20 protein-coding genes and 2 tRNA genes are annotated in these 23,718 nt (G+C 64.2%); 5 read left to right on the top strand and 17 right to left on the bottom strand.

Annotation, left to right across the window (positions count from 1 at the left end):
• Nucleotides 1-70: 70 nt before the first annotated feature.
• Complete coding sequence (locus G7Y54_RS05110) at nucleotides 71-1,369, bottom strand: (Fe-S)-binding protein (RefSeq protein ID WP_165078212.1); 1,299 nt, start codon at nucleotides 1,367-1,369, stop codon at nucleotides 71-73.
• 3 nt (nucleotides 1,370-1,372) lie between these two features.
• Entirely contained in the window at nucleotides 1,373-2,758 is a 1,386-nt protein-coding gene (locus G7Y54_RS05105; RefSeq protein ID WP_165078211.1) for an FAD-linked oxidase C-terminal domain-containing protein, read from the bottom strand.
• A gap of 320 nt (nucleotides 2,759-3,078) precedes the next feature.
• Here G7Y54_RS05105 and G7Y54_RS05100 point away from each other — a divergent pair, with 320 nt between their 5' ends.
• Nucleotides 3,079-3,891, top strand: coding sequence for a hypothetical protein (locus G7Y54_RS05100; protein WP_165078210.1), 813 nt, complete (start codon nucleotides 3,079-3,081; stop codon nucleotides 3,889-3,891).
• 1,367 nt (nucleotides 3,892-5,258) lie between these two features.
• A complete protein-coding gene (locus tag G7Y54_RS05095; RefSeq protein ID WP_165078209.1) occupies nucleotides 5,259-6,485 on the top strand; it encodes a hypothetical protein in 1,227 nt (408 codons plus the stop codon).
• 815 nt (nucleotides 6,486-7,300) lie between these two features.
• Here G7Y54_RS05095 and G7Y54_RS05090 read toward each other — a convergent pair.
• The 10 genes from G7Y54_RS05090 to G7Y54_RS05045 all read right to left on the bottom strand — a co-directional run bounded on the left by G7Y54_RS05090 (nucleotide 7,301) and on the right by G7Y54_RS05045 (nucleotide 16,253).
• Nucleotides 7,301-8,800, bottom strand: a complete 1,500-nt coding sequence (locus G7Y54_RS05090) for a FliI/YscN family ATPase (RefSeq protein ID WP_165078208.1) — start codon at nucleotides 8,798-8,800, stop codon at nucleotides 7,301-7,303.
• A gap of 60 nt (nucleotides 8,801-8,860) precedes the next feature.
• Nucleotides 8,861-10,519, bottom strand: a complete 1,659-nt coding sequence (locus tag G7Y54_RS05085; protein ID WP_165078207.1) for a FliH/SctL family protein — start codon at nucleotides 10,517-10,519, stop codon at nucleotides 8,861-8,863.
• A 669-nt stretch (nucleotides 10,520-11,188) separates the two neighbouring features.
• On the bottom strand, nucleotides 11,189-12,184 hold the full coding sequence (fliG, locus tag G7Y54_RS05080) for a flagellar motor switch protein FliG (RefSeq protein ID WP_165078206.1): 996 nt from the start codon (nucleotides 12,182-12,184) through the stop codon (nucleotides 11,189-11,191).
• A 53-nt stretch (nucleotides 12,185-12,237) separates the two neighbouring features.
• Nucleotides 12,238-12,447, bottom strand: a complete 210-nt coding sequence (locus G7Y54_RS05075) for a flagellar M-ring protein FliF (protein WP_165078205.1) — start codon at nucleotides 12,445-12,447, stop codon at nucleotides 12,238-12,240.
• Nucleotides 12,431-14,077, bottom strand: coding sequence for a flagellar basal-body MS-ring/collar protein FliF (gene fliF, locus G7Y54_RS05070; protein WP_165078204.1), 1,647 nt, complete (start codon nucleotides 14,075-14,077; stop codon nucleotides 12,431-12,433). Before fliF ends, G7Y54_RS05075 begins: the two co-directional genes overlap by 17 nt.
• A gap of 211 nt (nucleotides 14,078-14,288) precedes the next feature.
• Nucleotides 14,289-14,735, bottom strand: coding sequence for a flagellar hook-basal body complex protein FliE (gene fliE, locus G7Y54_RS05065; RefSeq protein WP_165078203.1), 447 nt, complete (start codon nucleotides 14,733-14,735; stop codon nucleotides 14,289-14,291).
• Nucleotides 14,736-14,773: 38 nt separating this feature from the next.
• Nucleotides 14,774-15,214, bottom strand: coding sequence for a flagellar basal body rod protein FlgC (gene flgC, locus G7Y54_RS05060; protein ID WP_165078202.1), 441 nt, complete (start codon nucleotides 15,212-15,214; stop codon nucleotides 14,774-14,776).
• A 48-nt stretch (nucleotides 15,215-15,262) separates the two neighbouring features.
• Nucleotides 15,263-15,676, bottom strand: coding sequence for a flagellar basal body rod protein FlgB (gene flgB, locus G7Y54_RS05055; RefSeq protein ID WP_165078201.1), 414 nt, complete (start codon nucleotides 15,674-15,676; stop codon nucleotides 15,263-15,265).
• A 251-nt stretch (nucleotides 15,677-15,927) separates the two neighbouring features.
• Nucleotides 15,928-16,004 (bottom strand) — tRNA-Pro (locus tag G7Y54_RS05050).
• Between the two features lie 173 nt (nucleotides 16,005-16,177).
• Nucleotides 16,178-16,253 (bottom strand) — tRNA-His (locus tag G7Y54_RS05045).
• A 217-nt stretch (nucleotides 16,254-16,470) separates the two neighbouring features.
• On the opposite strand from G7Y54_RS05045, the gene murA reads away from it, so the two are divergent.
• A complete protein-coding gene (murA, locus tag G7Y54_RS05040; protein ID WP_165078200.1) occupies nucleotides 16,471-17,721 on the top strand; it encodes a UDP-N-acetylglucosamine 1-carboxyvinyltransferase in 1,251 nt (416 codons plus the stop codon).
• 98 nt (nucleotides 17,722-17,819) lie between these two features.
• Nucleotides 17,820-18,464: a BON domain-containing protein gene (locus G7Y54_RS05035; RefSeq protein WP_165078199.1), complete on the top strand. Its 645-nt coding sequence runs from the start codon at nucleotides 17,820-17,822 to the stop codon at nucleotides 18,462-18,464.
• Nucleotides 18,465-18,569: 105 nt separating this feature from the next.
• On the opposite strand, the gene G7Y54_RS05030 is transcribed toward G7Y54_RS05035, so the two are convergent.
• From G7Y54_RS05030 to G7Y54_RS05010, 5 genes are all read right to left on the bottom strand, one after another.
• On the bottom strand, nucleotides 18,570-19,115 hold the full coding sequence (locus G7Y54_RS05030) for a DUF1440 domain-containing protein (RefSeq protein WP_165078198.1): 546 nt from the start codon (nucleotides 19,113-19,115) through the stop codon (nucleotides 18,570-18,572).
• 63 nt (nucleotides 19,116-19,178) lie between these two features.
• A complete protein-coding gene (locus tag G7Y54_RS12590; protein ID WP_241159380.1) occupies nucleotides 19,179-19,781 on the bottom strand; it encodes a translation initiation factor 2 in 603 nt (200 codons plus the stop codon).
• 2 nt (nucleotides 19,782-19,783) lie between these two features.
• Complete coding sequence (locus G7Y54_RS05020; protein WP_165078197.1) at nucleotides 19,784-20,287, bottom strand: cob(I)yrinic acid a,c-diamide adenosyltransferase; 504 nt, start codon at nucleotides 20,285-20,287, stop codon at nucleotides 19,784-19,786.
• A complete protein-coding gene (gene amrS / locus G7Y54_RS05015) occupies nucleotides 20,284-21,291 on the bottom strand; it encodes an AmmeMemoRadiSam system radical SAM enzyme (protein ID WP_165078196.1) in 1,008 nt (335 codons plus the stop codon). The genes G7Y54_RS05020 and amrS overlap by 4 nt, the downstream gene beginning before the upstream one ends.
• Complete coding sequence (locus G7Y54_RS05010) at nucleotides 21,292-22,488, bottom strand: hypothetical protein (protein WP_165078195.1); 1,197 nt, start codon at nucleotides 22,486-22,488, stop codon at nucleotides 21,292-21,294.
• 122 nt (nucleotides 22,489-22,610) lie between these two features.
• On the opposite strand from G7Y54_RS05010, the gene purM reads away from it, so the two are divergent.
• The gene (gene purM / locus G7Y54_RS05005) at nucleotides 22,611-23,699 is read left to right on the top strand and encodes a phosphoribosylformylglycinamidine cyclo-ligase (protein ID WP_165078194.1); all 1,089 of its coding nucleotides are present in this window, start codon (nucleotides 22,611-22,613) and stop codon (nucleotides 23,697-23,699) included.
• The last annotated feature ends 19 nt before the right edge of the window (nucleotides 23,700-23,718 follow it).

The following is a 23,718-nucleotide window of genomic DNA, read 5'->3' as shown; positions in this document are numbered from 1 at the left end:
TTTGCAGATTTTGAACGCGGGCGCGGCCCTTCCGGGCCGCGCCGTCCTTGATCCTTGTGCGGGCGCCGTCTCAGTCGAGGCTTTCGGCGTAGAGTTCCACCGTGTGCTTGACCTTGATGTCGTCCTTGTTTTGCGAGAGCACGTCCTCGAGCTGCATCATGCAGGCCGGGCAGCCCGCGCTCACGATCCTGGCGCCCGAGGCCACCACGTTGTCGCGCTTGCGCTGGCCGATCTTGCGCGAATAATCGTAGTGGAAGAGGTTGAAGGAGCCGCCGCAGCCGCAGCAGCGGTCGGCCTCGTTCATCTCCTTCATTGTATAGGCCGGGTTGGCCTCCACCACCATGCGCGGCTCGCGGCTCACCCCGAGGGACTTCTTGAGGTGGCAGGAGTCGTGATAGGTGACATCCGTGGCCCCGCCCTTGGGCTGGGCGGCCGGGGTCACGCCGAGCACGTCCACGATGAAGACGTTGATGTCCATGGCCTTCTGCGCGAAGTCCTCGGCGAGCTTGGCTTCCGAGGGGCCGAGGCGCTTGGCGTACTCGGGCCAGAGCTCCTTGATGGTGGAGGTGCAGGAGGCGCACGGGGTAAGGATATAGTCGAAATCGCCCTTGGCAAGGATGGCGAGGTTGGCCTTGAGCTCCTTTTCCATGCCCTTGGCGTCGCCGGAGGAGACCGCCGGGATGCCGCAGCAGGCGAATTCCGCGGGCATGTAGACCGCGACCTTGTGGTGCTTCAGCACCTTGAGGCAGGCCTGGCCCATCTCCACATACATCTTGTCGCCGAGGCAGCCCGGGAAAAAGGCCACCTTGATGCCGCCGGCGGGCCTGGGCTCGTCGAGGGCGCCGTAGATGGCGTGCAGCGGCTTTTTCGCCAGCGGCCGGATGTGCCGGTCGCCCAGAAAGAAGTTGAACATGGGCGCGCAGACCGTGCCCTGCACGTCGCCCGTCTTGTGGAAGAGCAGCCCCTGCATGGGCGCGCCCACGCGCATGGCGAAGTTGAAGAGCCCGGGCTTGGCGAGCAGGGTGCGGAACACCAGTTTCTTGACCGGGTTCAGCCCGAGATAGGTATACACCACCTCGCGCGCCTCCCGGAAGATGGCCATGATCTCCACGCCGGGCGGGCACGCGGCCTGGCAGGAGCCGCAGAGCAGGCAGCGCCCGAGCTTGTCCGCCAGGGCCTCGGGGTCGTCAAGGAGCATGTGCGCGAGGTTGTTGATGAGGAAGAGCTTGCCCCGGGCCACGTCGGCCTCCTGCCCGGAGGCGCCGAACATGGGGCAGACCGCCTGGCACATGCCGCAGCGCATGCAGGCCGTGATCTTGTCGTCCAGCGCCATGAGGCGCTGGGCCAACTTTTGCAGATTGTTTTCCATGGGCTAGATCTCCACCATTTTCGTGGGATTGAGCAGGCCCTTGGGGTCGAGGGCGTGCCTCAGCCTGCGCGAATACTCGATGGCGCCGCGCCCGGTCTCCTTTTCCAGCCACTTGGCCTTGGCCGTGCCGATGCCGTGCTCGCCCGAGAGCGTGCCCTGCAGGCGGATGGCCACGTCGAACATTTCGTCCACGGCCGCTTCCACGCGCGAGAACTCTTCCTTGTCGCGCTTGTCGCAGAGGAAGGTGGGGTGCAGGTTGCCGTCGCCGGCGTGGCCGAAGGTGCCGACCTCGACCTTGTGCTTGGCCGCGATCTCGTTGACGGCCTTCATCATGGCCGGGATCTGCGAGCGCGGCACCGTGGCGTCCTCGAGCACGGTGGTGGGCCGGCAGCGGGCGAGCACCGGGAGCGCCTGGCGGCGGGCCTCCCAGAGGCGGTTCTTTTCCTCGGCGTCCTTGGGCACGTGCACTGCCGTGGCGCGGTTGGCCTTGAGGACCTTCTCCACGGCGGCGGCGTCGTCGGCCACCTGGGCCGGATGGCCGTCCACCTCGATGAGCAGGATGGCGCCGGCCTCGCGCGGGAGCCCCGCATGGGTGAAGTCGTCCACGCGGATAATGGTGTTGTTGTCGAGAAATTCCAGCGTGCAGGGCAGGATGTGCGCGGCGATGATGCCGGCCACGGCCTCGGCCGCGTCCTGCATGTCGGCGAACACGGCCATGAGCGCCTGCGAGGCCTGCGGCGGCGGGATGAGCTTCATGACGGCCTGGGAGATGATGCCGAGCGTGCCCTCGGACTGGATCATGAGCCCGGGCAGGTTGTAGCCGGTCACGCACTTCACCGTGCGCGAGCCCGAGCGCACCAGGGCCCCCGTGGAATCGTAGAACTCGATGCCCATGAGGTAGTCCTTGGTGACGCCGTACTTGAGGCCGCGCAGGCCGCCCGCGTTCTCGGCGATGTTGCCGCCGATGGTGGACACGGTCTGGGAGCCCGGGTCCGGCGGGTAGAAGAGGCCCTTTTTCGCCACTTCGGCGGCGAACTGGGCCGTGATGACGCCGGGCTCGACCACGGCGTAGAGGTCATTGGAATTGATCTCGAGGATGCGGTTCAAGGCCGTGGTCAGGATGACGGCCGAGTCCACGCTGTCGGGGATGGTGCCGCCGGAGAGGTTGGTGCCCGCGCCGCGCACGGTCATGGGCACGCCGGCCTCGTAGAGTTTTTTCACGCACGCGCCCAGCTGCTCCGTGGTGGTGGGCCTGAGCACCATGGCGGGCGTCACCGAGGGGAGCACGGCCGAGTCAAAGGAATAACTCTGCCGGTCGGCCTCGGAGGTGAACACGTTTTCCTTGCCGAGCAGCTCTTCAAAGTCCTTGATCAATGCCTGGCTTGCCATAGAGCCTCCTCGCTCCTGCGGTGGTGCCGGTGCGCGGTTTGCGCATCGGGCGCGCCGAATGCCGCGGGCGCACGGCGCGGCCGCGCATGCGCACATCCGGGATATGCCGAAAGGGCCGGCCGCGGACGCGGCCGAACCGCGCCGGCTGCCCGCTTCGCCCGCCGGCATGGCGGGGCCCGGGCGGGCCGGCAATTGGTGCCTCTGCCTGTACTATCGCCTCCACTTTAGCAGCCGCCGGGCAAATACGCAATGAAAACCGCCCGATTGCCTTGCGGGGCCGCTTTGGGTATGCTTCAGGGCTCACAGGCAGCGAGGTGCCCATGCCCGACCCGAAACAGGAAGCGCTCGAACAGACCGTGCGCTGCTTCACCCTGGCGCGCTCCCAGGACGTGCCCATCCACCTTGTCTTTTTGCTGGACAAGTGCGAGGTCTCGCGTTTCGCCGCGCCCTGCATCATGATCAAGAACGGGCACTTCGTCATCCGGGCCGAGCTCGAGCAGCTGGCCGAGCATCCCATCATCTGGGGCTCGGAGGTCAGGGGCTACTTCGTGGTCATGGACGACGGCAAGCGCGTGACCTGCCACTTCCTGACGAAGCTCGCCCGCATCTACAACGGGCCGCTCAATTCGGTCTATCTTGTCTTTCCGCTTCCCGAATCGCTGGACCACCACCAGCGGCGCTTCAGCAAGCGCGTCAATCTCGAGCGCGAAAACGCCGATGGCTTCGGCATCTGGTACGGGCGCCTCGTGAACGGGGGGCCGGAGGCACTGCCCGACCTCGCCTGGACGCCGCTGGAGAACGGGGAATGCGAGCTCGGCGAGCTCTCGGCCTCGGGCATGCGCCTCGACGTGCTGGCCGCCTGCCCGCTTTCGCACTCCGTGCTCTATGACCCGCTGCTGCTCAAGGGCGACTTCGGCAAGGGCGGCGAGCCCAATCCCCTCTTCGTGCGCGGCGTCATCGTGCGCAGCATGCCCAAGCCGGATGCCGAGGGCGTGACCAGCTTCGGCTGCCGCTTCCTCGCCTGGCGCAAAGTGGTGAGCCGGCACCCGAACACTTGGTTCCGGGCCGACGAGGACGGCGTGCCGGCCATCGCCGAGTGGCTGAACCGCAATTTCCGGGCGGTCGCGTCCTAGGAGCTGTCTCTATTTGTCATGAAAAGAGAAGTTGGCCACGGGTGGACAGGTGTTTCCGCGGCCCGGGCAGCGTTTGACGCCTTTGGGATCTCGCCTGGCCTGTATAGGATGGTTGGGAAAGGTAGCGGTAGAGCCCCGGTGCTTGGAAGGCAGGTTATCTGGATGCGCCAGTGCAGAAGGGCCCCGCGCTTCGCTGATAATTTTACTCCCTTCCATGATTGTCCCTGAAGCTGCCGCATCGAGGGCGCAGCACGGTCCCGCTTACCAGATCAAGGTATGGGGGAGCCAGAAGGGCCCCTCGGTATGTGGTGAAGGGGAGCGTTACCAGCCTGCATCGATATCCACCAATGCCAGATTTTGTAGCCTCTCATCACACGGAAGATCCCGATGCAACCAGAATGCGGACGCGCAAGGGGTTCAACTCCTGTTCAACTCCTGAATGAATCAGATATGGAGGCACTTGATCTGCCAGCCGGAAGATGCATCGCAACAGCTCCCCAGAAAATACCCGCAGGTCTCCAGAGTGAGTGAAGAAAAAGATACTGTGCGCCTTTTGGCAGGCTTTGGATGGGTTAGCGGTGCAGGGAACGGAGCGCTTCAGCAAGGCGGGATGCCACGCGCCATTTCCCCTTGAAAAGTTGGGAAAACTGTTGATTTTGTTTGTAATGAATATATTTAGCATCTTCTTTAGCTTGGCAAAGACCAGCTGGGATGTGTCGTCGTCCTTGTGAGCGCAACCACCTCCGAAAAGCGCTGCGACGTGTTGACCGCAAGGTGCAGGAGCGGTATGGCAATTTTTGTCAATACAAAAATGCGCTGCTATTTCACTCTAATTGCACACTATCTTATTAAAGTGGCAATTTTATATTGCCAAAAATCTCGGTATCAGCTATAGCTGTGGTAAATCAGGTGCAATGTTTCCATTATTGTCCTTATAACAGGACATCGCGTCAGGTGTGGATACCGCGGATAGCACTGCAAAGCGGTGTTGAGGACAAATGCATGGTATGGAGAACTGCCATATGTTAAAAGTATATAGTACATCTGCGCATAAACTCATATTTATTTTGATGGTAATATGTATTATTTCCGCTATTTTTTTTCAGCAATATACTATTTCAAATTTTAATACAGGGAGTATAATCAAAGGTGAACTCTATGCTGTTCAGCCAGATACAGAAAGTTATTTAAAGTATGAATCGAATTTCCTTATTCATCCGTTCGGATCATTCAGATCGCCTGGATATCCTCTATTTCTAAAGCTCTTTACAATTGGCGAGAATAGGAAAATAGACCAAGTATATAGGGAGATGCGGAACCATAAGCCAGATGAACTCTGGAATTACGGCAGGGGCCATAAGGGAAATATGGCTGCGCTCCTCTTTCGAGAGGAGGGATTGGCTCCTTCATTAAATTTGATTGTTATCGTTCAATTTCTTATATTATGTTTTGCAATTGTTTTTTTGTATTCGGCACTCCTGCCATCTAATGCCTCATGTGTTGAGCTTATTCTATATGGATTAATTTTACTATTAGGATTATATATAGCCCCTCCTGCTTCCATGCGGTGGATTTTATCTGAATCCTTAGGGCAGTCCACATTATTTATCTGGACCGCGTCCGTGCTTTTATTTCATAAAACAAATAAAATATTTTTCTTATATTTATCATGTTTTTTTGCCCTGTATACTTTTCTTATTCGCCCTGTGGCCTTGGCAGCGCTCATTATTAGCACTTTTTATTTAATATACCTTTTCTATAAAAAAAGGTTGAAACGTAATATTGAATATGAAATCAATGGAATTATATTACTATTCGGATATGTATATATTATGTTCCTTTCCCTTACATGTGGAAACCTCTGTTTTGGTACTATTCAGTATCAGGTTTCAGTGAGGAGAATAGCATATTTTTTGGAGGAGAAGGATATACAAAACATGCCAACCTCACGCTCAAAAATATTGGCAGAGAAGTTGCTTAATGAAAAAATAAAAAATTATGATCAAGTTGAATCAGATCTGAAAAAAAGGTATCGTAACAAACCTCTACAATCCATTTCCCTGCCAACCCGCTATAATCATTTTGCAGAGATCATTAATGACCGTATAGGGGGTGTGTATTGGAAGTCCAGCAAGGAATGGAGAAATCCTGCAATAAAATATTCCCTGCTTGATCTGACGCATATCACCAGAGAAATTGAAAACGGCTTAAGTATCAACCACTCCAGAGAGTTAGCAAAAGTACGAGTGGGGTACTTCCTCAGCACCCTGGGGGTGGTTAAGGATTGGCGGCCCGGCGTCTTGGCTCGAAAGGGCATTGCTTATTCAATTAGTGCTCTTGTCATATTGGTATTAGCTTTCATGTTATGCAAGGATATTCGCTTTTTAATTATTGTTCTTGTATCTACCCATCAGTTTTCTGTTCTAGCTGTCGCTTATAGCCACATTATGCTCGAGCGTTACTATACCTACACTGAGCCCATCTATATTATAGCAATTCTAGTAGCGCTCTATGGATTATTAAAAAAAGTATTTATGTTTGTGCGAGGCCGCTATCTGAGTATAAAAAGAGTAGCGCCATTATTGATGGACTGAGTCAGAATCGATCAGTCATAACTTTTATTGGGAAAGAAAGCATATAAAGAACTTAGCGATCCATAACCTTTATTTGGATATTTTATTATTAGAAGAATTATGCAACTAGATTGCTATACATCAACACATAATTATGGGAATAAACTTTACACAATCATTATAAAATTCAGGTAGGAGATTTATTCCCATAGAGAGTGAGGTTGAGTTCTATTTATGGATATCTCATTTAATTTTTTCTCCCTTCCCCTGCAGAATCCGTAATATCGATCGTTCTCATATACTGAGTGGTCTTTTAATAGTTTGTTGCCCTTTTATTTTAGCACGGGAACTTCGTCACACGCGATACAATATCGGCTCGCAAAAGATGACTTGCCGTAAGACAAAACCAATATGCCAGTAGAAATAACGACTCTAATTAAAATTTTCCATTATGGCGATCCTCTCCGACCTTCCCTGCCAGAAAAGATATTGCCGTATTCGCAGGCGAGCTAAAAACCGTATCCGCGCTCTATTCCGGGGCGTATCCCAATCAGGCAGTTGTAGGGGTTGATGATATCTCCTGTAGGACAATGAAACGATACGCTTCTTTTTCTATGTTTACCAACCCAGGATGTTGACCAAGCTCCTTCTTTTCTCATGATGGCGACTGTCCCTTTCCAATAAGGGTTCCAGCTGGCATATTAGCCCCAAAAGGCGCCTGCGCTGGGCCAAGCATGTCCCCAAGTTGTCGGAAAGAGACGCGTGTTGGAGATGTGCTCACGAGGGTGCTGGTGCAAAAATATGCGCCAGGTTTTCCGTTTGCGCTCAGCCGCCCTTCAGCGCCGCGCCACCTGCGGAGCCCCCTGCGGGGCCGGGCGTGGCATGCCCTGCTGCGGGGCGCCGCCCATGCCGGCGAGCTCGCGCAGTTGCGCCATGGACTGCTCCAGGTTCTGCGGGTCGCCCACTTCCTGACAGAGGAAGGCGTTGATGGCCGGCATGGCCGAGATGGCCTCGTCGATCTCCGCGTTGCTGCCCTTGGCGTAGGCGCCGATATTCACCATGTCTTCCACGCGGCGGAAGGTGCTCATGCGCCGCGTCACGATGCGGCCCGCCACCACGTCCTCGCGCGGGCAGATGTCCGAGCGCAGGCGGCTGATGGAGCGGAGCACGTCGATGGCCGGGAAGTGGCCCTGGTCGGCGAGGTCGCGGGTGAGCACGATGTGCCCGTCGAGGATGGAGCGCACGGCGTCGGCGATGGGCTCGTTGAAGTCGTCGCCGTCCACGAGCACGGTATAAATGCCGGTAATGGTGCCCGTGGCCGAGCGGCCGGCGCGCTCCAAGAGCTTGGGAAGCTGCGCGAACACCGAGGGCGTGTAGCCCTTGGTGGTGGGCGGCTCGCCCACGGCGAGGCCCACCTCGCGGGCGGCCATGGCGAAGCGCGTCACCGAGTCCATCATGAGCAAAACGTCCATGCCCTTGTCGCGGAAGTATTCGGCAACGGCCGTGGCCGCGTAGGCCGCGCGCATGCGCACGAGCGGCGACTGGTCGGACGTGGCGATGACGAGCACCGAGCGCGCCATGCCCGAGGGGCCGAGGTCCCGCTCCATGAATTCCACCACCTCGCGGCCGCGCTCGCCGATGAGCGCGATGACGTTGACATCCGCCTTGGTGTAGCGGGCCATCATGCCCATGAGGGTGGACTTGCCCACGCCCGAGCCGGCCATGATGCCCACGCGCTGGCCCTTGCCCAGGGTGATGAGGCTGTTGATGGAGCGCACGCCCACATCAAGCATGTCGGTGATGCGCGGGCGCTGGAGCGGGCTCGGCGGGTCGGTGTAGAGCTGCGCGAGCTCCGGCTGCCAGAGCTGGCGCGCCTTGACCGCCCACTCGGGCGTGTGGGGCGCCTGGAGCTCCATCTGGCGTTCGTAATCCGCCTTGTCCTGCTCGCCCGGGGGCAGCGGCGAGCCCGAGAGCTCGGCGCTCACCGGCGGCCCGGCATCCAGCGGCGTGCCGAAGGCGTCGAAGGCCCGGCCGAGAAGGTCCGGCCCCACGGGGAAGACCGGCGGCATGCTGGTATTGCGGATGAGGCTCCCCGGGCGGATGCCGCGCATGTCGCCATAGGGCATGAAGAGCAGGTTGCCGTCGCGGAAGCCCACCACCTCGGCGGCCACGCCCTCGGCGCCGCCCTCGGGCAGCATGTGGCAGACCGCGCCGAGCGGCGCGCGCAGGCCGCTGCCCTCGGCCACCAGCCCGACGACCTTGTTGACCTTGCCGAACAGGCGGATGGGATTGGCCTCATGCAGGAGCCGGCGGCAGGCGCGGGGGTCGAGTTTCATGGCGCTCTCCGTGGCGAAGGAAGGAGTGGGGGAGACGCGGGGCGCCCGGGCCGGCCTCAATCAATTGCCGGGCAGGAAGCCCCCGTGGGCCAGCACTTCGTCCCGCTCGTCCTGTTGCAGGCCCGGGGCCAAGTCCGGGGGCAGCAGGTCTTCCGGGGGCAGGTCGGGTGCCGCGACGCCGCCGCCTGCCGCGGCTTCGGGCGCGTCCAGCGGGAAGAGCTCTTCCTCCAGCTCCGCGAGGCTGGGGTCGAGCTTTTCGGCGGCAGCGGCAGGTGCCCCGGGGCCGTCCGCGCCCGGGTCCCCAAGGGGGGGCAGCCACGCGAGCCCGTCGTCTTCGCCTTCCGGCGGAAGTTCGGGGCCGGGCGCCCCCATTTCGGGCGCCTCCGGGGCTGCCTGGGGCGCGGCCTGTGGTGGCGGGGGCGGCGCCGCCGCTTCGGCCTCCGGCGCGCCCATGTCGATGTCGTCGGGGGGCAGGCTGGAGAGGTCGATCTCCCCGTCTTCCAGAAGGTCGGGCGCCAAATCCGGCGGCAGTTCCGGCTCAGGGGCGGGCGGGGGTGTGGTGGGCGCGGCCTGTTGCGGGGGCGCCTGCGGGGCTCCTTGCGGTGGCACGGGGGGCGCCTGCGGCGCGGCCTGCTGCGGGGGCGCCTGGGGCGGTGCGGGCTGCGCCCCGGGAGCTTGCCCGGCCGCAGGGTCTTCCGCCTGTTCCGGCATGTCCTCCACGGGCGCCGCATCGGTTGCGGGTGCAGGGGCAGGCTCGAGGGCCGGCTCCGGCGGCGGGGCCAGCTCGGCCATGCGCGCGGTCTCGTGCTCCACGAGGGTGTCGATGGCCTCGTCCGCCTCGGCCTCGCCTTCGCGCTCGGGGAGCGCCAGGTGCGAGAGGATGGAATCCACCATTTCCCGGAAATGTTCGCGCCGGCAGTCCACGCTGCCGCTGCCGCTCTCGGCCACCAGCCCCCCGGGCTCCATGCGCTCGTCGCCATTGACGATCCACTGGACGAGCTCCGGGGCGCGCTCGCGCGCGGCGGCGAACATGTCGCCCACCGCGGCCTCGTCCGCCGGGTTGACGCGCACCACGATGGTGGCGCGGTCCTCCAGCAGGGCCACGGCCTTGAGCACCAGCGCGCGGAGCAGCTTGGCGTGGTCCTCGCTGAGCACATGGCCCGTGCCCGCGGCCACGGCCTCCTGCGTGAGCTCCACAAGCTCCTCGCGCCACGCGGCCGCAAGGTCGGCCCGCTGGCCGGCGATGGCCCGCAAGAGCGCGCCCAGGGACTGCCCGAGCTCGGCGCGGAATTCGCGCAATTCCTGCCCGGCCTGGTCCATGCCGGCCTGGTAGCCCTCGCCGTGGGCGGCCTCGCGCACACGCACCGCGGCTTCGCGCTCTGCCTGGGCCCGGGCGAGCTCGGCCTGGGCCTCCTTGCGCAGGGCCTCGGCCTCGGCCTTCACGGCCGCGCACTTGGCGGCGGTCTCGCGCTTCAGGGTGTCGGTTTCGGCTTTGGCTTCCTCCAGCACCTTCAGGCGCTCGGCGTAGGCCGCGCCCAGAATCTCCTTGGCGCGTTCGGCGGCGCGGGCGCGCACGCGCTCCATGTAGTCGGCTTCCTGCTCCTGCTTGAGCTTTTCGCGGCGCATGGGCTCCTGCATGGCGTCGAGCTGGTCCACCGTGGCCTCGCGCTCGCCCATGAAGATAGTGCCCCATTTTTTCCGCAATTGCTCGGAGGCCATGCCCGCTACCCGTGCCGAAGTTTATGCCGCGAGGGCGGAGTTGCGCCCTGCCTTGCCGTTGAGTTGGCCGCGCGCCTGTGCTTGCGCGTATACTGCCGAAATTATCCGTCAAAAACAGCCTTGCTTCAGCCGTTGCGACGCAGGAAGCTACGGATGAAGACAGCAGCAAGTTACCACAAAAGTCAATCAACGATGCCGCTGTCGCTATCCGTAAGCAGGCAGAGCCTGCTAACGGCTACCGCTTTGGCGCTGGCTGCGTCAGAGAAAAATTTCCTCGGTCGAGTACTTAAGTACACTCCCTTCGGAAATTTTTATCTTCCTTGCTTCAGCCGTTGCGACGAAGGAAGCTACGGATGAAGACAGCAGTTAGTTAGCGCGCCAGACAGCCAACGCTGTCACTGTCGCTATCCGTAAGGCTCGCGGACTCGCCAACGGCTAGCGCGCCAGCGCCAAAAAATCTTATTTTTTAGGATTCTTCCGGCACCAGCACCCGTCTTCCGCTTCGCTCCAGACGGAGCTTGGAAGAGTATCTATGCCCTATAACTCAGCCTTGTCGCTTTGCCCGTCACGCAAAAAAGCCTTTTTGCCGCAGGCGCGAAACGCGCCCGGCAGGGGCAAAAGGCTTGTTGTTGCGGGCGCAGAGGGGAAGCGCCCGCACGCTCCCGGGGCCTAGACGAACACATCGCCGCCGCCCCGGCTGACCACCACCTTGTTTTCCGCCTCCAGCCGGCGCACCACCTTGACGATGCTCTGCTGGGCGGCCTCCACGTCCGAGATCTTGGTGGGGCCCATGAATTCCAGCTCCTCGCGGATCATGTTGCCCGCGCGCTCGGACATGTTCTTGAAGAACTTTTCGCGCAGATCCTCGCTGGCGCCGCGCAGGGCCAGGGTCAGCACCTCGTTGGAGACTTCCTTGAGCAGCTCGCGCACGCCCTTGTCGTCGATGTTCTTGCAGTCCTCGAAGACGAACATGAGGTTGCGGATGTCCTCGGCCATCTGGGCGGATTCTTCCTCGATCTCCGAGAGCACCTCCTCCTCGGTGGCGCGGTCCACGGCGTTGAGGATCTCGGCCACGGACTGCACGCCGCCCACCTTCTTGCCCTCCTTGCCGCCCATGGCGATGAGCTGGCTCGTGAGCACCTTGTCCACCTCCATGAGCATTTCTTCCGGCACGGACTCGAGCTTGGCGAGGCGCGTGAGCACCTCGGCGCGCACGCCCGCGGGCAGGCTGGTCAAAAGATTGGCGGCCTGGTCCGGGTGGAGGTGGCCCATGATGAGCGCCAGCGTCTGCGGGTGCTCGTTGCGCAGGATCTGCGAGAGCAGGCGCGGGCTCACCTGCTCGAGGTCGCGGAAGGGGGCGGGCCCCGTGTCCAGCGCCAGCGTGTCCATGACGTACTTGGCGGTTTCGGGGTCGAGGTTGCGGACGAGGAGGCGCTTGGCCGTGTCGCTGCCGCCCGAGATCATGTCCACGCCGTCCACCAGGGATTCGTGGAAGTTGCGCAGCACTTCCTCCACGGTCTCGCGCGGCACGGGCCCGAGCTCCACGATGGCCTTGGAAACGTCGGCGATCTCCTGGCGCTCCATGCGCTTGAAGACATCGGCCGTGAACTTGTCGCCCATGGCGAGCAGGAGGACCGCGATGCGCTGCTGGCCGGTCAGTTCCATGATGTTCGTGACTCCTTTCCCGATGCCGCTTTCTCTGTGGCGAAAGGGAGCGCTTAGCGCTCCCCGTCCTTGAGCCAACGGCGGATCAGGCTCACCGCCTGGTCCATGTGCTGCTCTGTCATGCGGAACAGGCGGAGCTTCAGCTCCTCCACCCGCTGGTTCGTTGCCTTCTGTGCGAGCCGTATGGCGCGGATGTCGGCAAGGGCGGGGGTGCCCCCGCCCTTGCCGGCCGACAATGCCCTGGCTTTAGGCTCTTGCTTCATCGTTCTGCATCCAGCCGCGCACCAGGCTCACCACCTGCTCCATGTGATTGTCGGAGAGGGTGAAGATGTGCGCCTTGAGGGCTTCGATATCCTTGAAGACGAGCTCGTCATCTTCCTCTTCAATGGCTTCCGGCTCTTCCTCGTCGGCCTTGGCCGCTTCCTCGAGGGCTTCGTAGAGCGCCAGCTGCTCCTCGGCGGAGGGCAGGCCCTCGAGGCCTTCGACCATCTCGCCCGCCTCGACCTTGGGCCGGATGAGGGCCAGCACCACGGGCCGGACCACCAGCATGAGGAAGAGGAAGGCAAGCAGCGCGTTGAGCAGGGGCTTGCCCAGGCGCTCGGCGTAGTCGGCCAGCACCTCGGCGAAGTTGGGCTCGTGGGGCGGCTCGGAATCGTTGAACGGGGCCGAGCTCACTTCGAGGGAGTCGCCACGGCCGGTGTTCAGGCCCACCGCGTTGGACACGAGCTGGCGCACGCGGTCCAGTTCCTCAGGCTTGCGGGGCACGAAGTTCCACGCGCCCTCGCTCTTTTCATACGACCCATCAATGATAACCGCAACCGTCAGGCGGCGCAAATCTCCCACATTGGCGATGATCTGGTGCTCTTCCTTGTTGATCTCGTAGTTGGTGGTGCGCGTCTCGCGGGTGCCGTTCTGGTTGGAGACGGAGCCCGTGATGCCGTCGCCGCGGAAGTTGGCGTCCGGCGCGCCGGCCTCGAGGTTGGCCTGGCCCTGCTGGCTCTCTTCGCTGCGCTGCTCGCTGCGGACCACGGTTTTTTCGGGGTCGTAGATCTCGCGGCGGATGGTCTTCTGGCTGAAGTCCATGTCCGCGTTGACCTTGGCGATGACGCGGCCGGGGCCGAAGATGGGCTGCAGCAGCTCCTCGATGCGGCGCTCAAGGTTGCGCTGCACGGAGAGGCGGTGCTCCATCTGGGTGGAGCTGATGCCGGCGAGGGTGTCTTCCTCGGGCTCGTAGAGCACCTTGCCGCCGTTGTCGGTGATGGAGACATGGTTCTTGTCAAGGCCTTCCACCGCCATGACCACCATGTTGAGGATGGCCTGGATCTCCTTCTGGTCCGGCTTGACGCTGGGCTTGTTGAGCTTGAGCACCACCGAGGCGGACGGGTCCTGGCGCTCCTCCACGAAGAGGCTGCGCTTGGGGATGACGAGGTGCACGCGCGCGCTCTCCACGCTGGGGAACTCGCTGATGGTGCGCGAGAGCTCGCCCTGGAGCGCGCGGGTGTAGTTGATTTTCTGCACGAAATCCGTCTGGCCGACCTTGACCTTGTCGAAGATCTCAAAGCCGATGCCCTGGCCCACCAGGCCGCCTTCGCCGGCGATCCTGATGCGCTGGTCATAGACCACGTCCTGCGGCACGAGGATGGTGGTGCCGTTGTCCGCGAGCTGGTAGGGCGTCTTGTCGGCCTGGAGCGCCTTGACCACGGAGCTCGCGTCCTCGGGGCCAAGATTCGAGTAGAGCACCTTGTACTCCACCCGCCCCGCCCAGAGCGAGAGCCCGATGGCGCAGGCCACCAGGGCCACGGCGCCGCCGGCGACGGCGACGCGCTGGATCATGTTCAGCCGGGCCCAGAGGCCCTTGAGATTGTCAACGAGATTGGTGATGAACGTCGGCATGGCGATTCCCCTCATTCCTTGCGCCCCTGTGGCGCAATCGTATGATGCGAGGGGATTAGCAAAGGCCGTGCCAGCGTGTTTTCATCAAGGATATTTTACGCTTAGAAGGGATTTTTCCCCTCGTATTCAAAAAAATGACGCAAAAAGCCAGTCGCCGCGGGACACACGCGGAGACTGGCTTTTTGAGGGAGCATGCAGCCCGGAGAGGGGGCTAGAACTGCATGCGCGAAATTTCCTTGTAGGCCTCGAGCACCTTGCCGCGCACCGCGCTCGTGAGCTTCATGGCCATGCTCGACTTCTGCATGGAGATCATGAGCTCGTGCACGTTCTGGCTGCGGCCGGAGGCGAAATCGTCGATGGCCTGGTCCTTGGCGTTCTGGAGTTCGTTGACGCGGTTGAGCGAGCTCGTCACCGTGTTGGTGAAGCTGTTCTTTTGTGCCACCGGGATGTGCTCCTGCTCGGGATAGCGGATGAAGTCCGCCTGGGCGCCGAAGTTCTCGGGCTTGTCCACGCGGTCGCGCAAAAGGGACTGGTCGAGGGTACGCGAGAAGAGCGTCTGCTTGCCGACAGCCTGCCCCTGCTTGAGGGAGCTGTCCACCTTGTTGAAGTGCTGGAGCGCTTCCGTATATGCCCGCATGCCCGCTGCCTGAATGCTCATTTTCTGCTCCGTGTGTCCTGTGCTCTGTCAAAAATCCGTTACGCCTTGCCGATCTCGAGGGCTTTGTTGAACATGCCCTTGATGGCCTCGACAGTGGTGACGTTGGCCTCGTAGTTGCGCTGCGCGGTCATGAGGTTGGCCATTTCCTCGACCACGTTGATGTCCGGGTAGGACACATAGCCCTCGGCGTTGGCGTCCGGGTGGCCCGGCTCATACACCTGCTTGAGGGGGCGCTTGTCCTGCGTCACGCCGAGGATGCGCACGCCCTTGAGCTCGCGGTCCAGCGCGGAGCGCATGTGCACGGAGAAAGGGTCGTCCACGTCGGTGGCCACCTGCACCACGGTGCGCCGGCGGTAGGGGCCGCCGTGCGGGGTGCGCGTGGTCTTGGCGTTGGCCAGGTTCATGGCGATGGTATTGATGCGCGTGCGGTCCGCGGTGAGGCCCGAGGCGCTGATGTCCATGGCGGTAAGAAAATCCATAACTCTCTCCCAAAAATTCCAGCCCGAAAATGGCGGCCGAAGCGCCGGCTAGACCTGCTTGCCGTCCTGGATGACCGTGGACAGGGCCTCAAAATTCTTGGCCATGACCTGGGTGAGCGCCGTGTACTGGAGCTGGTTCTTGGCGTGCTTGGCCATTTCCTTGTCCAGGTGCACGCGGTCCTCGCCGTGGATCTGGCGCGGCTTGAATTGCTTGGACCATTCGGGCCCGAAATTGTCCGGGTTGAAGGCCGCGGGCATGTGGCCCTGGCTCGTGATGCTCATGCGGCCGCGCATATCCAGCCCGAGGGCGCTCTGCAGCTCCTTCTCGAACGCGATCTCGCGCGGCTTGTAGTTGGGCGTCTCGATGTTGGCAAGATTGCTCATGATGACATTCTGCCGCTGGAGCTGCATGTCCATCACGCGGCCCACAAGGCCGATCTGGCTGTTGAACATGGATTTCATGACGCCTCCCGCATGGCCCGGCTGCTGCCGGCATGACTTTGCTGTGTGCCCTTCATTAGCAAGCACTGTTCCATCCTTGAAAAGCCATGCGTTTTCGATGGGATAGAGGCGATTTTTCGGCGGGGCGCCCGGGGGAGGGAGGTTCCCGGGAGCGGATTTTTGACGGCGCGCCGGTGGGGGAAGGCGGGAGGGGCGGGAAGGGGTGAAGGCCGGGAAACGAAAAACCCCGGCCAGGCCGGGGGAGGGATTCGTGGTCGGAGCGAAAGGATTTGAACCTTCGACCCCCTGCTCCCAAAGCAGGTGCGCTACCAGACTGCGCCACGCTCCGATGCGGTGGATGCCGCGCGGCAACGCCCGCGCCGGCGGCATGTTCTTAGTAGAATCCGGGGCCGATGTCCAGCCGCGGCGGGTCTGCCCCGGCAGGGGGCGCGGGCGCCCCGGACGCCAAAAACGCCGAAAGCCCGCCGAAGGTTCCGGCGGGCTTTGCAGGCGCGAAATTTCTGGGGCGAAAGATGGGACTTGAACCCACGGCCACCTGGGCCACAACCAGGTGCTCTACCAACTGAGCTACTTCCGCCGCAAGGCATCTTTCATACACAGGGGCCCGGCTTTTGGCAAGCTCTTTTTCCCCGGCCGGGCACGGGCGCGGCCTTGCGCCAGCCGCGCTTCCCATTCCCCCCGCCATAAGAAGCCGCCCCACGCCGCCGCCGACTCTGGATTTTTTTTAGAAACTGGCCTAGAGTGCGCCATCCATCCCTGCGGGCGCGCCAGCCCGCGCACCAGGCGGGAGGCCTATGGACAAGCTCGTCATCGAGGGCGGCGTTCCGCTCGCCGGCGCCATCAGCGTCAGCGGCTCCAAGAACGCGGCCCTGCCCATCCTCTTCGCGTCCATCCTCGTGGACGGCACGGCCACGTTCCGCAATGTGCCGCGCCTGCGCGACATCGACACCACCCTCGACCTTCTCGGGCGCCTCGGCTGCGCCTGCCGGCGCGAGGACGACGAGGTTTTTGTCACCCCCGGCGAGCTTATGCCCGAAGCCCCCTATGACCTCGTGCGCACCATGCGCGCCTCGGTGCTCTGCCTTGGGCCGCTCCTCGCGCGCATCGGCAGGGCGCGCGTGGCCCTCCCGGGCGGCTGCGCCATCGGGGCCCGGCCCGTGGACCAGCACCTCAAGGCGCTGGAGCTCATGGGCGCGACCTTCGAGCTGGAGGAGGGCTACATCGTGGGCGAGTGCGAGGGCCTTGCCGGCGCGCGCATCACCTTCGACATGCCCACCGTGGGCGGCACGGAAAACCTGCTCATGGCCGCGAGCCTCGCCGAGGGCGAGACCATCCTCGAAAACGCGGCGCGCGAGCCCGAAGTGGTGGACCTCGCCGAATTCCTCATCGCCTGCGGCGCGCAGATCGAGGGCCACGGCACGGGCGTCATCCGTATCCAGGGCGTGCCCGCGCTCTACGGCGCGGACTACGCCGTCATGCCCGACCGCATCGAGGCCGGCACCTTTCTCGTGGCCGCGGGCATCACCGGGGGCGACCTCCATGTGCGCGGCTGCCCCTATGCGGAGCTTGAGGCCGTCATCCTCAAGCTGCGCGACATGGGCATGGAGGTGGAGCCCGAGCCCGGCGGCGTGCGCGCCAGAAGCGCCGGGCGCCTCACCTGCGTGGACGTGAAGACGCAGCCCTATCCCGGCTTTCCCACCGACATGCAGGCGCAGATCATGGCCCTCATGTGCGTGGCCCAGGGCGCGGGCGTGGTGGAGGAAAGCATTTTCGAGAACCGCTTCATGCACGTGCAGGAGCTCATGCGCATGGGCGCGAGCATCCGGGTCTCGGGGCATACGGCCATGGTGCGCGGCGGCGCAAGCCTTGCCGGCGCGCCGGTCATGGCCTCGGATCTCCGGGCCAGCGCGTCGCTGGTGCTGGCCGGGCTGGCGGCGCAGGGCGTCACGGAGGTGCGCCGCATCTATCATCTCGACCGCGGCTACGAGCGCATCGAGGACAAGCTCGGCGCCGTGGGCGCCCGCATCCGCCGCGAGGCGGAGTAGGGGAGGATGGCATCGGCAGGGGAATGGCCGGTGCATCAGTTCAGCAAGAATCAGGGGACATTCAGCCCATGAAAAGAGGATGATGTTGGAGGATCGCCATGCCCCAAGCTGCTTTTGTCCCGTCCGTGCGCGCCGCCCTTTTGGCGGCCCTGCTCCTCGCCTGCGCCCTCGCGCAGGGCTGCGCCTACGGGGGCTACGGCCTCTATGACGACAAGCGCCTCATGGACACCATCACCGACGACAAGGCCATGGCCACGAGCATCAAGACCGCGCTCATGAAGGCCGATTTCAGCGGCGGCTGGGCCGTGTCGGTCTACTGCTTTTATGGCAATGTCTTTTTGGTGGGCGAGGTGCCCAAGAACATGCAGGCCAAGGCCGTGAGCATCGCCAGGAGCTACAAGCCGCGCTCGGTCACGCCGCACTGGTTCACCCCCGCCAAGAGCGACACCGGCAACGTGGCCCTTGCCACGAGCCTGCGCGCCGACCTCATCGGCACCAAGGGCCTCTCCTCCACACGCATCGACACCGAGGTCAATGCTGGCCGCGTGGTGCTTCTGGGCGTGGTGCAGGACGACGCGGAAAAGCAGCTCGCCATCCGGGTGGCGCGTCGCGTCAAGGGCGTGACCTCGGTGACAAGCTACCTCATGCTGCCGCAAACAGTGCCGGCGATGCAAAAGTCCGGCGGCCAGGGCGCTTCCGGCGAGGGGGCCCCCGTTGAGGAACGCGAGCTTCCGGCCACCTAGGGCGGACACTGATTATTAAGGAATGAAGCCCGGGAAGCTGTGCGCAACAACTTCCCGGGCTTGCGTTTCTTTAAGGCTCGAAGTGGTGGGAGCGGGAAAGGCGCCCTAGAAGATGCGCGGCACCGGCGGCTCGATCTCGTGGGTCATGCGGTTGCGCAGGTCACGGCGGCAGAGCTCCATCACCCACATCCAGAAGCCGTGTCCGAAAAATTCCGAGAAATGCTCGTCAAAGGGCTGGTCCCACGGCGCGGGCACTGTGCCCATGAGCGGCATGAGCACCACATGGAAGACGAACCACACGAGGATGCCGAAGGCCACGCCCTGCCAGAGCTTGACGATGGGCTTGTACTCGGCGATCACCGCGTAGATGATGCCGATGCCGATGGAAAACGCGAAATGCACCACAAAGCTTACGATCGGCCTCGGGGTGTCGCTGAACATATAGGTCATGTGGGTGAACTGGTACGAGAAGCCGAGCTGCTGCAACAGTTCCTGCGGCGGGTTGGTGGCGTCGCGCAGCGGCGTGCGCGGCGGGAAGGGCACTTCCCAGCCGAACTTGACGATGGCGCCGATGATGCCGATGATGACGCCGATCAGCACGGCCAGCATGACCCTGCGCCGGAATTCCTCGGATTTCAGACATTCGGGCATATTCTTGACCCTCGGGGATTTGATGGTGCATGAGGGCGCGGGCCACCCCGCGCCAAACGGATTTTAATCCCGGGCGGTGATGATGTCCACAGTGCGGCCCCGGCGCGCCAGAAGGGCCTCGGCGAGGCGGCGCAGGGGGCCGCGGCGCCGGGGGAGCGCGGCCGCGGGTTCGCCCAGCAATTGCACGAGGCGCGCGGTGAGCTCCAGGGCCTCCTCCACGCTGTCCACCCAGGCCGTGCCGGCGCCGTGGAGCATGAGGCCCGGCGCCTCCAGCGGGCCGCGGATGCCGAGCACAGGAACCCCGGCAGCGGCCGCGAGGCCCACCTCCACGCCGGCGTCCTGCCCGGAGGCGCCGTAATAGATGACGAGGTCGGCGGAGAGGCAGGCGTCGCGGCAAAAGGCGAACACCGAGCCGCCGGCCCTGTCCGTATCCATCCACGCGCGCCGTTCCTGCGGGGGGAGGCCCGGGGGCGGCGCGGCCTTTTCCGTCCAGTCGAGGATGCGGCAGCCGAGCGCCATGAGCTCGCGGCCCAAAAGGCGCACGCCGTGCTTGTGCTTGAAGGAGCCGGCCACATAGACCGTGAGCGCCGTGTCGGCGGTGTCGCGGGCCGGGAGGGCGCGTGTGCGCCGGGCGCGGCAGGCGGAAAGGGCGGGGCGGCGGCGCACGGCTAGAACTCGATGCCCCGCGCGGCGGCAATGCCCTTGCGCCACGGGTGTTTGCGTTCCCGCATCTCGGTCACGAGGTCGGCTTCCTCGGCCAGCCATTCCGGCAGGCCGCGCCCGGAGAGCACGAGGTGCCGCCCTTCCCCGCGCGCGCCCGCAAGCAGCGGCGCCAGCTCCCCCCGCGTGAGGATGCCGGCCCCGAGCGCGTAGAGCGCTTCGTCGAGGACGAGCATGTCCACCTCGGCCGCCTGTTCCCGGGCCCAGACCAGAAGCTGCGCCGCGGCGGCGCGGTGGGCCGGGCGCTCCTCCTCATGGCGCAGGAAGCCCAAGCCCCCGGGCCGGAACCTCGTCCCGAGCAGGCGCCGGAGCATGACCTGCTCGCCGGCGCCGCAATCGCGCTTCATGAACTGGCCGAAGGCCACGGCCATGCCCTGCCCGAGGGCACGCAGGGCCTGCCCCGCGCAGGCGCTGGTCTTGCCCTTGCCCTCGCCGGTATAGACGAGGATCACCGCCACACCCCGGGGAGGACGGTCTTGCAGGAGGGGCAGACGCCGGGATTCTTGCCCGCCCGTGTGCGATAGCCGCGCCGCTCGATGACCACGCTCCCGCAGGACGGGCAGACGGTGGAGGCGCCGAGCAGGCTTTGCACATTGCCGATATAGACGTAGTTCAGGCCCTCCTCGCGGCCCATGTGCCAGAGGTCTTCGAGCTGGAAGGCCGGGGTCGCGGGATGCGCCGTCATCATGGCCGCCCCGTGGAAGCCCGAGAGGTGCCACGGCGTGTCCGGCCCGAGCTCGTCGCGGATGAAGCGGGCCATGGCGCGCAGTTCGTCCGGGCTGTCGTTGCAGCCGGGGATGACGAGGGTCGTGACCTCGAGCCACCAGCCGAGCTTCTTTATGGCCTTGAGATTGTCGAGCACGGGCTGGAGGCGGCCGCCGCAGAATTTGTGGTAAAAGTCATCCGAAAAGGCCTTGAGGTCGATATTGGCCGCGTTGACGCGCCGGTTGAGCGACTGGAGCAGGTCGGCCCCCATGAAGCCGTTGCTCACAAGGATGACCTTGAGCCCGCGCGCCTGGGCGAGGCCCGCGGTCTCGTAGATCTGCTCGAAAAAGACCGTGGGCTCGTTGTAGGTGAAGGCCATGCTCGGCGCCTGCTGCGCGGCGAGGCGCGCCAGGGTGTCGGGCGTGGCGCGGCGCCCGGAGATGGTGCTGGCCGGGCGCACATGGGCGATCTGGTGGTTCTGGCAGAAGCGGCAGTGGAAGTTGCAGCCCGCGCTGCCCACGGAAAAGGTCTTGCTGCCCGGGAGGAAGTGGTAGAGCGGCTTTTTTTCCATCGGGTCCAGCGCCACGGAGGTGACCACGTCGCCCACAAGGGTGATGAGCTCACCGCGCCGGTTGACGCGCACGCCGCAGCGGCCGTGGGCGCCCTCCCTGATGTGGCAGGCATGCGCGCAGAGGGAGCAGTTGACGCTCGCGTCCGCGGCGGCATCCGGTGTCCAGAGCATGGCGCGCATCTAGCGTGGCCCTCCGCGCTGGCCGAGCGGCACCACGGGCCCGAGATGGCGCGAGATATTGGGCGGAAGCTGCGGCATGCCCGCAAAGCGCCCCGGCCAGCGCATGCCGCCCATCATGGCACCCATCGGGGCACCCATCATGCCACCCATCATATACGGCTGCCACGGGTTCCATGCGCCCGCGGCCCCGGCTGGGCCGGGACTCCAGCTCAGGGGCTGCCAGTCACCGTGCGGCGGCTGCCCGGGCGTCCAGGCCTTGACGCCGCTCCCGGCGCCGGCCGGCCCCCACGGGCGCCAGGCCGTGGACTGGCCCGCTGGCCCTTGCCAATGGGGCTGCCAGTTGGAGGGTTGCCAGTTCCCCGGCTGCCAGTTCTGGGGGCGCCAGTTCTGTGGCCGCCAGTTGGGGGGCGGCCCCTGCCAGTTGCCCTGTTGCCCGTTGGCCGGAGGACGCACGGCGCCGGGCTGGCCGTTCCCTTGCGGGGGCTGTGCGCCAGGTTGCATGCCCGGCTGCATCCCGGGCAGGGGCAGGCCGCCGGGGCCGGGCCTGTCGGGCTGCTGCGGCGGACGGCCGCCGGGCTGGCCGGCCTGGGGCGGCAGAGAGGGGGGCCCGGCCGGCGGCACCATGGCCGAGGGGGGCCGGCCCATGCCGGGAGGCAGGGGGCCTTGCCCGGGTCGCCACGACTGGCCCCAGCCGGGAGCGCCCCCGGGCGGCGCCCCGGGAGTCCAGCCGGGTTGGGCACCGCCGTTCCAGCCGCCATTCCAGCCGTTGGGCCAGCCGGAATTGCCGTAGCCGTTGGCCGGCCAGTCCGGGTCTATCTGGGGCGCCACATAGATGGGCGGCTGCTGCGCCTGCTCCCGCGGGCGGCGCGGCGCGATGACCGAGGTGACGATGTCGCCGGTTTCCGGGTCGCGCCAGGTGCCGGCATAGCCGTTATAGCCCGGCGCGTCGTTGCTGATGACGATGGCCCCGTCCTGGCCGTTCTGCGCGGCCGGCGCAGCCTGTGCAGGAGCGGGCGCCGTTGGCTGCGCCCCGGCCGGCGCACCCTGCTGCGTGGAGGCCTGGGGCACCTCACGGGAACTTTCGGCGCCTGAGGCGCCGGGCGCCACGCCCATGCAGGGCGCCATCACGAAAAGGAGCGCGAGCAGGGCCCGGCCCGCGCGGCGTGCGCCCTTGGGGGCGCTTAAGGGAGTCTTCATGCTGTGAGTATAGCAGGGGCGTTTGCGGCGGTCCATGAAAAAGGCCCGCGCCCGCCCGGTGAAAAAAGTCGCTTGGGCTTCGGGGCAAATTCTGCTACTCATGAAGGAGCAAGGAGGAAACCATGTCCAGTGACCGCGCGCGTGCCTATACTGCCGCCGGAGTTGACATCGAGGCGGGCAATGCCCTGGTGCGCCGCATCAGGGGGCTGGTGGCCTCCACGCAGACGCGGGGCGTGCTCGCGGAAATCGGCGGCTTCGGGGGCCTCTTCCGCCCCGACCTCGCGGGCATGGCCGAGCCCGTGCTCGTGGCCTCCACGGACGGCGTGGGCACCAAGCTCAAGCTCGCCTTCGCCTGGAACAGGCACGACACCGTGGGCATCGACCTCGTGGCCATGAGCGCCAACGACATCCTCGTGCAGGGCGCGGCGCCGTTGTTCTTCCTCGACTATTTCGCCACCGGCAAGCTCGACGTGGACACGGCCGCGGCCGTGGTGGGCGGAGTGGCCGAGGGCTGCCGCCAGGCCGGCTGCGCCCTTCTGGGCGGCGAGACCGCCGAGATGCCGGGCATGTACGCCCCCGGCGAATACGACCTCGCCGGCTTCTGCGTGGGCCTCGTGGACAACGCGAAGCTCGTGGACGGCTCCGGCACCCAGGTGGGCGACGCGGTGGTGGGGGTGGCCTCGTCCGGGCCGCATTCCAACGGCTATTCGCTCGCGCGCAAGATCCTCGCCGAATCGGGCCTTGGGCCGGACGACCCCCTGCCCGGGGCGGACGGCAAGACCGTGGCCGAGGTTTTCCTCGCGCCGACGACCATCTATGTGGAGGCCGTCAGGCCGCTTCTGCGCGACATGAACATCAAGGGCATGGCGCATATCACGGGCGGCGGCTTTTACGACAATATCCCGCGCATCCTGCCCGGGCAAGTGGAGGCGCGCATCCGCTTCGGGAGCTGGCCGATGCCCCCGGTCTTCACTTGGCTCAAGGAGGCCGGGAGCCTCGGCTGGCCCGAGATGCTCCAGATCTTCAACTGCGGCATCGGCTTCGTGCTCATCCTGCCGCAGGCCCAGGCCGAGGAGGCGGTGAGCCGCATCCGGGCGTATCTGCCCGCGTGGCAGATCGGCGAGATCGCCCGGCGCAGCCGCGGCCCCGAAGGGGGCGAGGGCGAGCAGGTGGTGATGGAATTTGAGGGCGACGCCGACGCGCGCCCCTGAAGCGGCGCAAGCGCCGGCA

Origin of the sequence: Desulfovibrio sp. ZJ746 (assembly GCF_011039155.1) — a bacterium.
Taxonomy (GTDB): Bacteria; Desulfobacterota; Desulfovibrionia; order Desulfovibrionales; family Desulfovibrionaceae; genus Desulfovibrio.
The sequence above is the reverse complement of the archived record's forward strand: the minus strand, read 5'-3'. Positions and strand labels throughout refer to the sequence as shown.

Bases quoted from the DNA above. Each gene is read 5' to 3' on its own strand.
- flgB (WP_165078201.1), bottom strand. From the start codon at position 15,676: ATGAAATCCATGTTCAACAGCCAGATCGGCCTTGTGGGCCGCGTGATG.
- amrS (WP_165078196.1), bottom strand. From the start codon at position 21,291: ATGCGCGCCATGCTCTGGACACCGGATGCCGCCGCGGACGCGAGCGTC.
- purM (WP_165078194.1), top strand. From the start codon at position 22,611: ATGTCCAGTGACCGCGCGCGTGCCTATACTGCCGCCGGAGTTGACATC.
- G7Y54_RS05105 (WP_165078211.1), bottom strand. From the start codon at position 2,758: ATGGCAAGCCAGGCATTGATCAAGGACTTTGAAGAGCTGCTCGGCAAG.
- G7Y54_RS05095 (WP_165078209.1), top strand. From the start codon at position 5,259: ATGGCTGCGCTCCTCTTTCGAGAGGAGGGATTGGCTCCTTCATTAAAT.
- G7Y54_RS05030 (WP_165078198.1), bottom strand. From the start codon at position 19,115: ATGCCCGAATGTCTGAAATCCGAGGAATTCCGGCGCAGGGTCATGCTG.
- G7Y54_RS05085 (WP_165078207.1), bottom strand. From the start codon at position 10,519: ATGGCCTCCGAGCAATTGCGGAAAAAATGGGGCACTATCTTCATGGGC.
- G7Y54_RS05075 (WP_165078205.1), bottom strand. From the start codon at position 12,447: ATGAAGCAAGAGCCTAAAGCCAGGGCATTGTCGGCCGGCAAGGGCGGG.
- murA (WP_165078200.1), top strand. From the start codon at position 16,471: ATGGACAAGCTCGTCATCGAGGGCGGCGTTCCGCTCGCCGGCGCCATC.
- G7Y54_RS05110 (WP_165078212.1), bottom strand. From the start codon at position 1,369: ATGGAAAACAATCTGCAAAAGTTGGCCCAGCGCCTCATGGCGCTGGAC.
- G7Y54_RS05100 (WP_165078210.1), top strand. From the start codon at position 3,079: ATGCCCGACCCGAAACAGGAAGCGCTCGAACAGACCGTGCGCTGCTTC.
- flgC (WP_165078202.1), bottom strand. From the start codon at position 15,214: ATGGATTTTCTTACCGCCATGGACATCAGCGCCTCGGGCCTCACCGCG.
- G7Y54_RS05010 (WP_165078195.1), bottom strand. From the start codon at position 22,488: ATGAAGACTCCCTTAAGCGCCCCCAAGGGCGCACGCCGCGCGGGCCGG.
- fliF (WP_165078204.1), bottom strand. From the start codon at position 14,077: ATGCCGACGTTCATCACCAATCTCGTTGACAATCTCAAGGGCCTCTGG.
- G7Y54_RS05090 (WP_165078208.1), bottom strand. From the start codon at position 8,800: ATGAAACTCGACCCCCGCGCCTGCCGCCGGCTCCTGCATGAGGCCAAT.
- fliE (WP_165078203.1), bottom strand. From the start codon at position 14,735: ATGAGCATTCAGGCAGCGGGCATGCGGGCATATACGGAAGCGCTCCAG.
- G7Y54_RS05035 (WP_165078199.1), top strand. From the start codon at position 17,820: ATGCCCCAAGCTGCTTTTGTCCCGTCCGTGCGCGCCGCCCTTTTGGCG.
- fliG (WP_165078206.1), bottom strand. From the start codon at position 12,184: ATGGAACTGACCGGCCAGCAGCGCATCGCGGTCCTCCTGCTCGCCATG.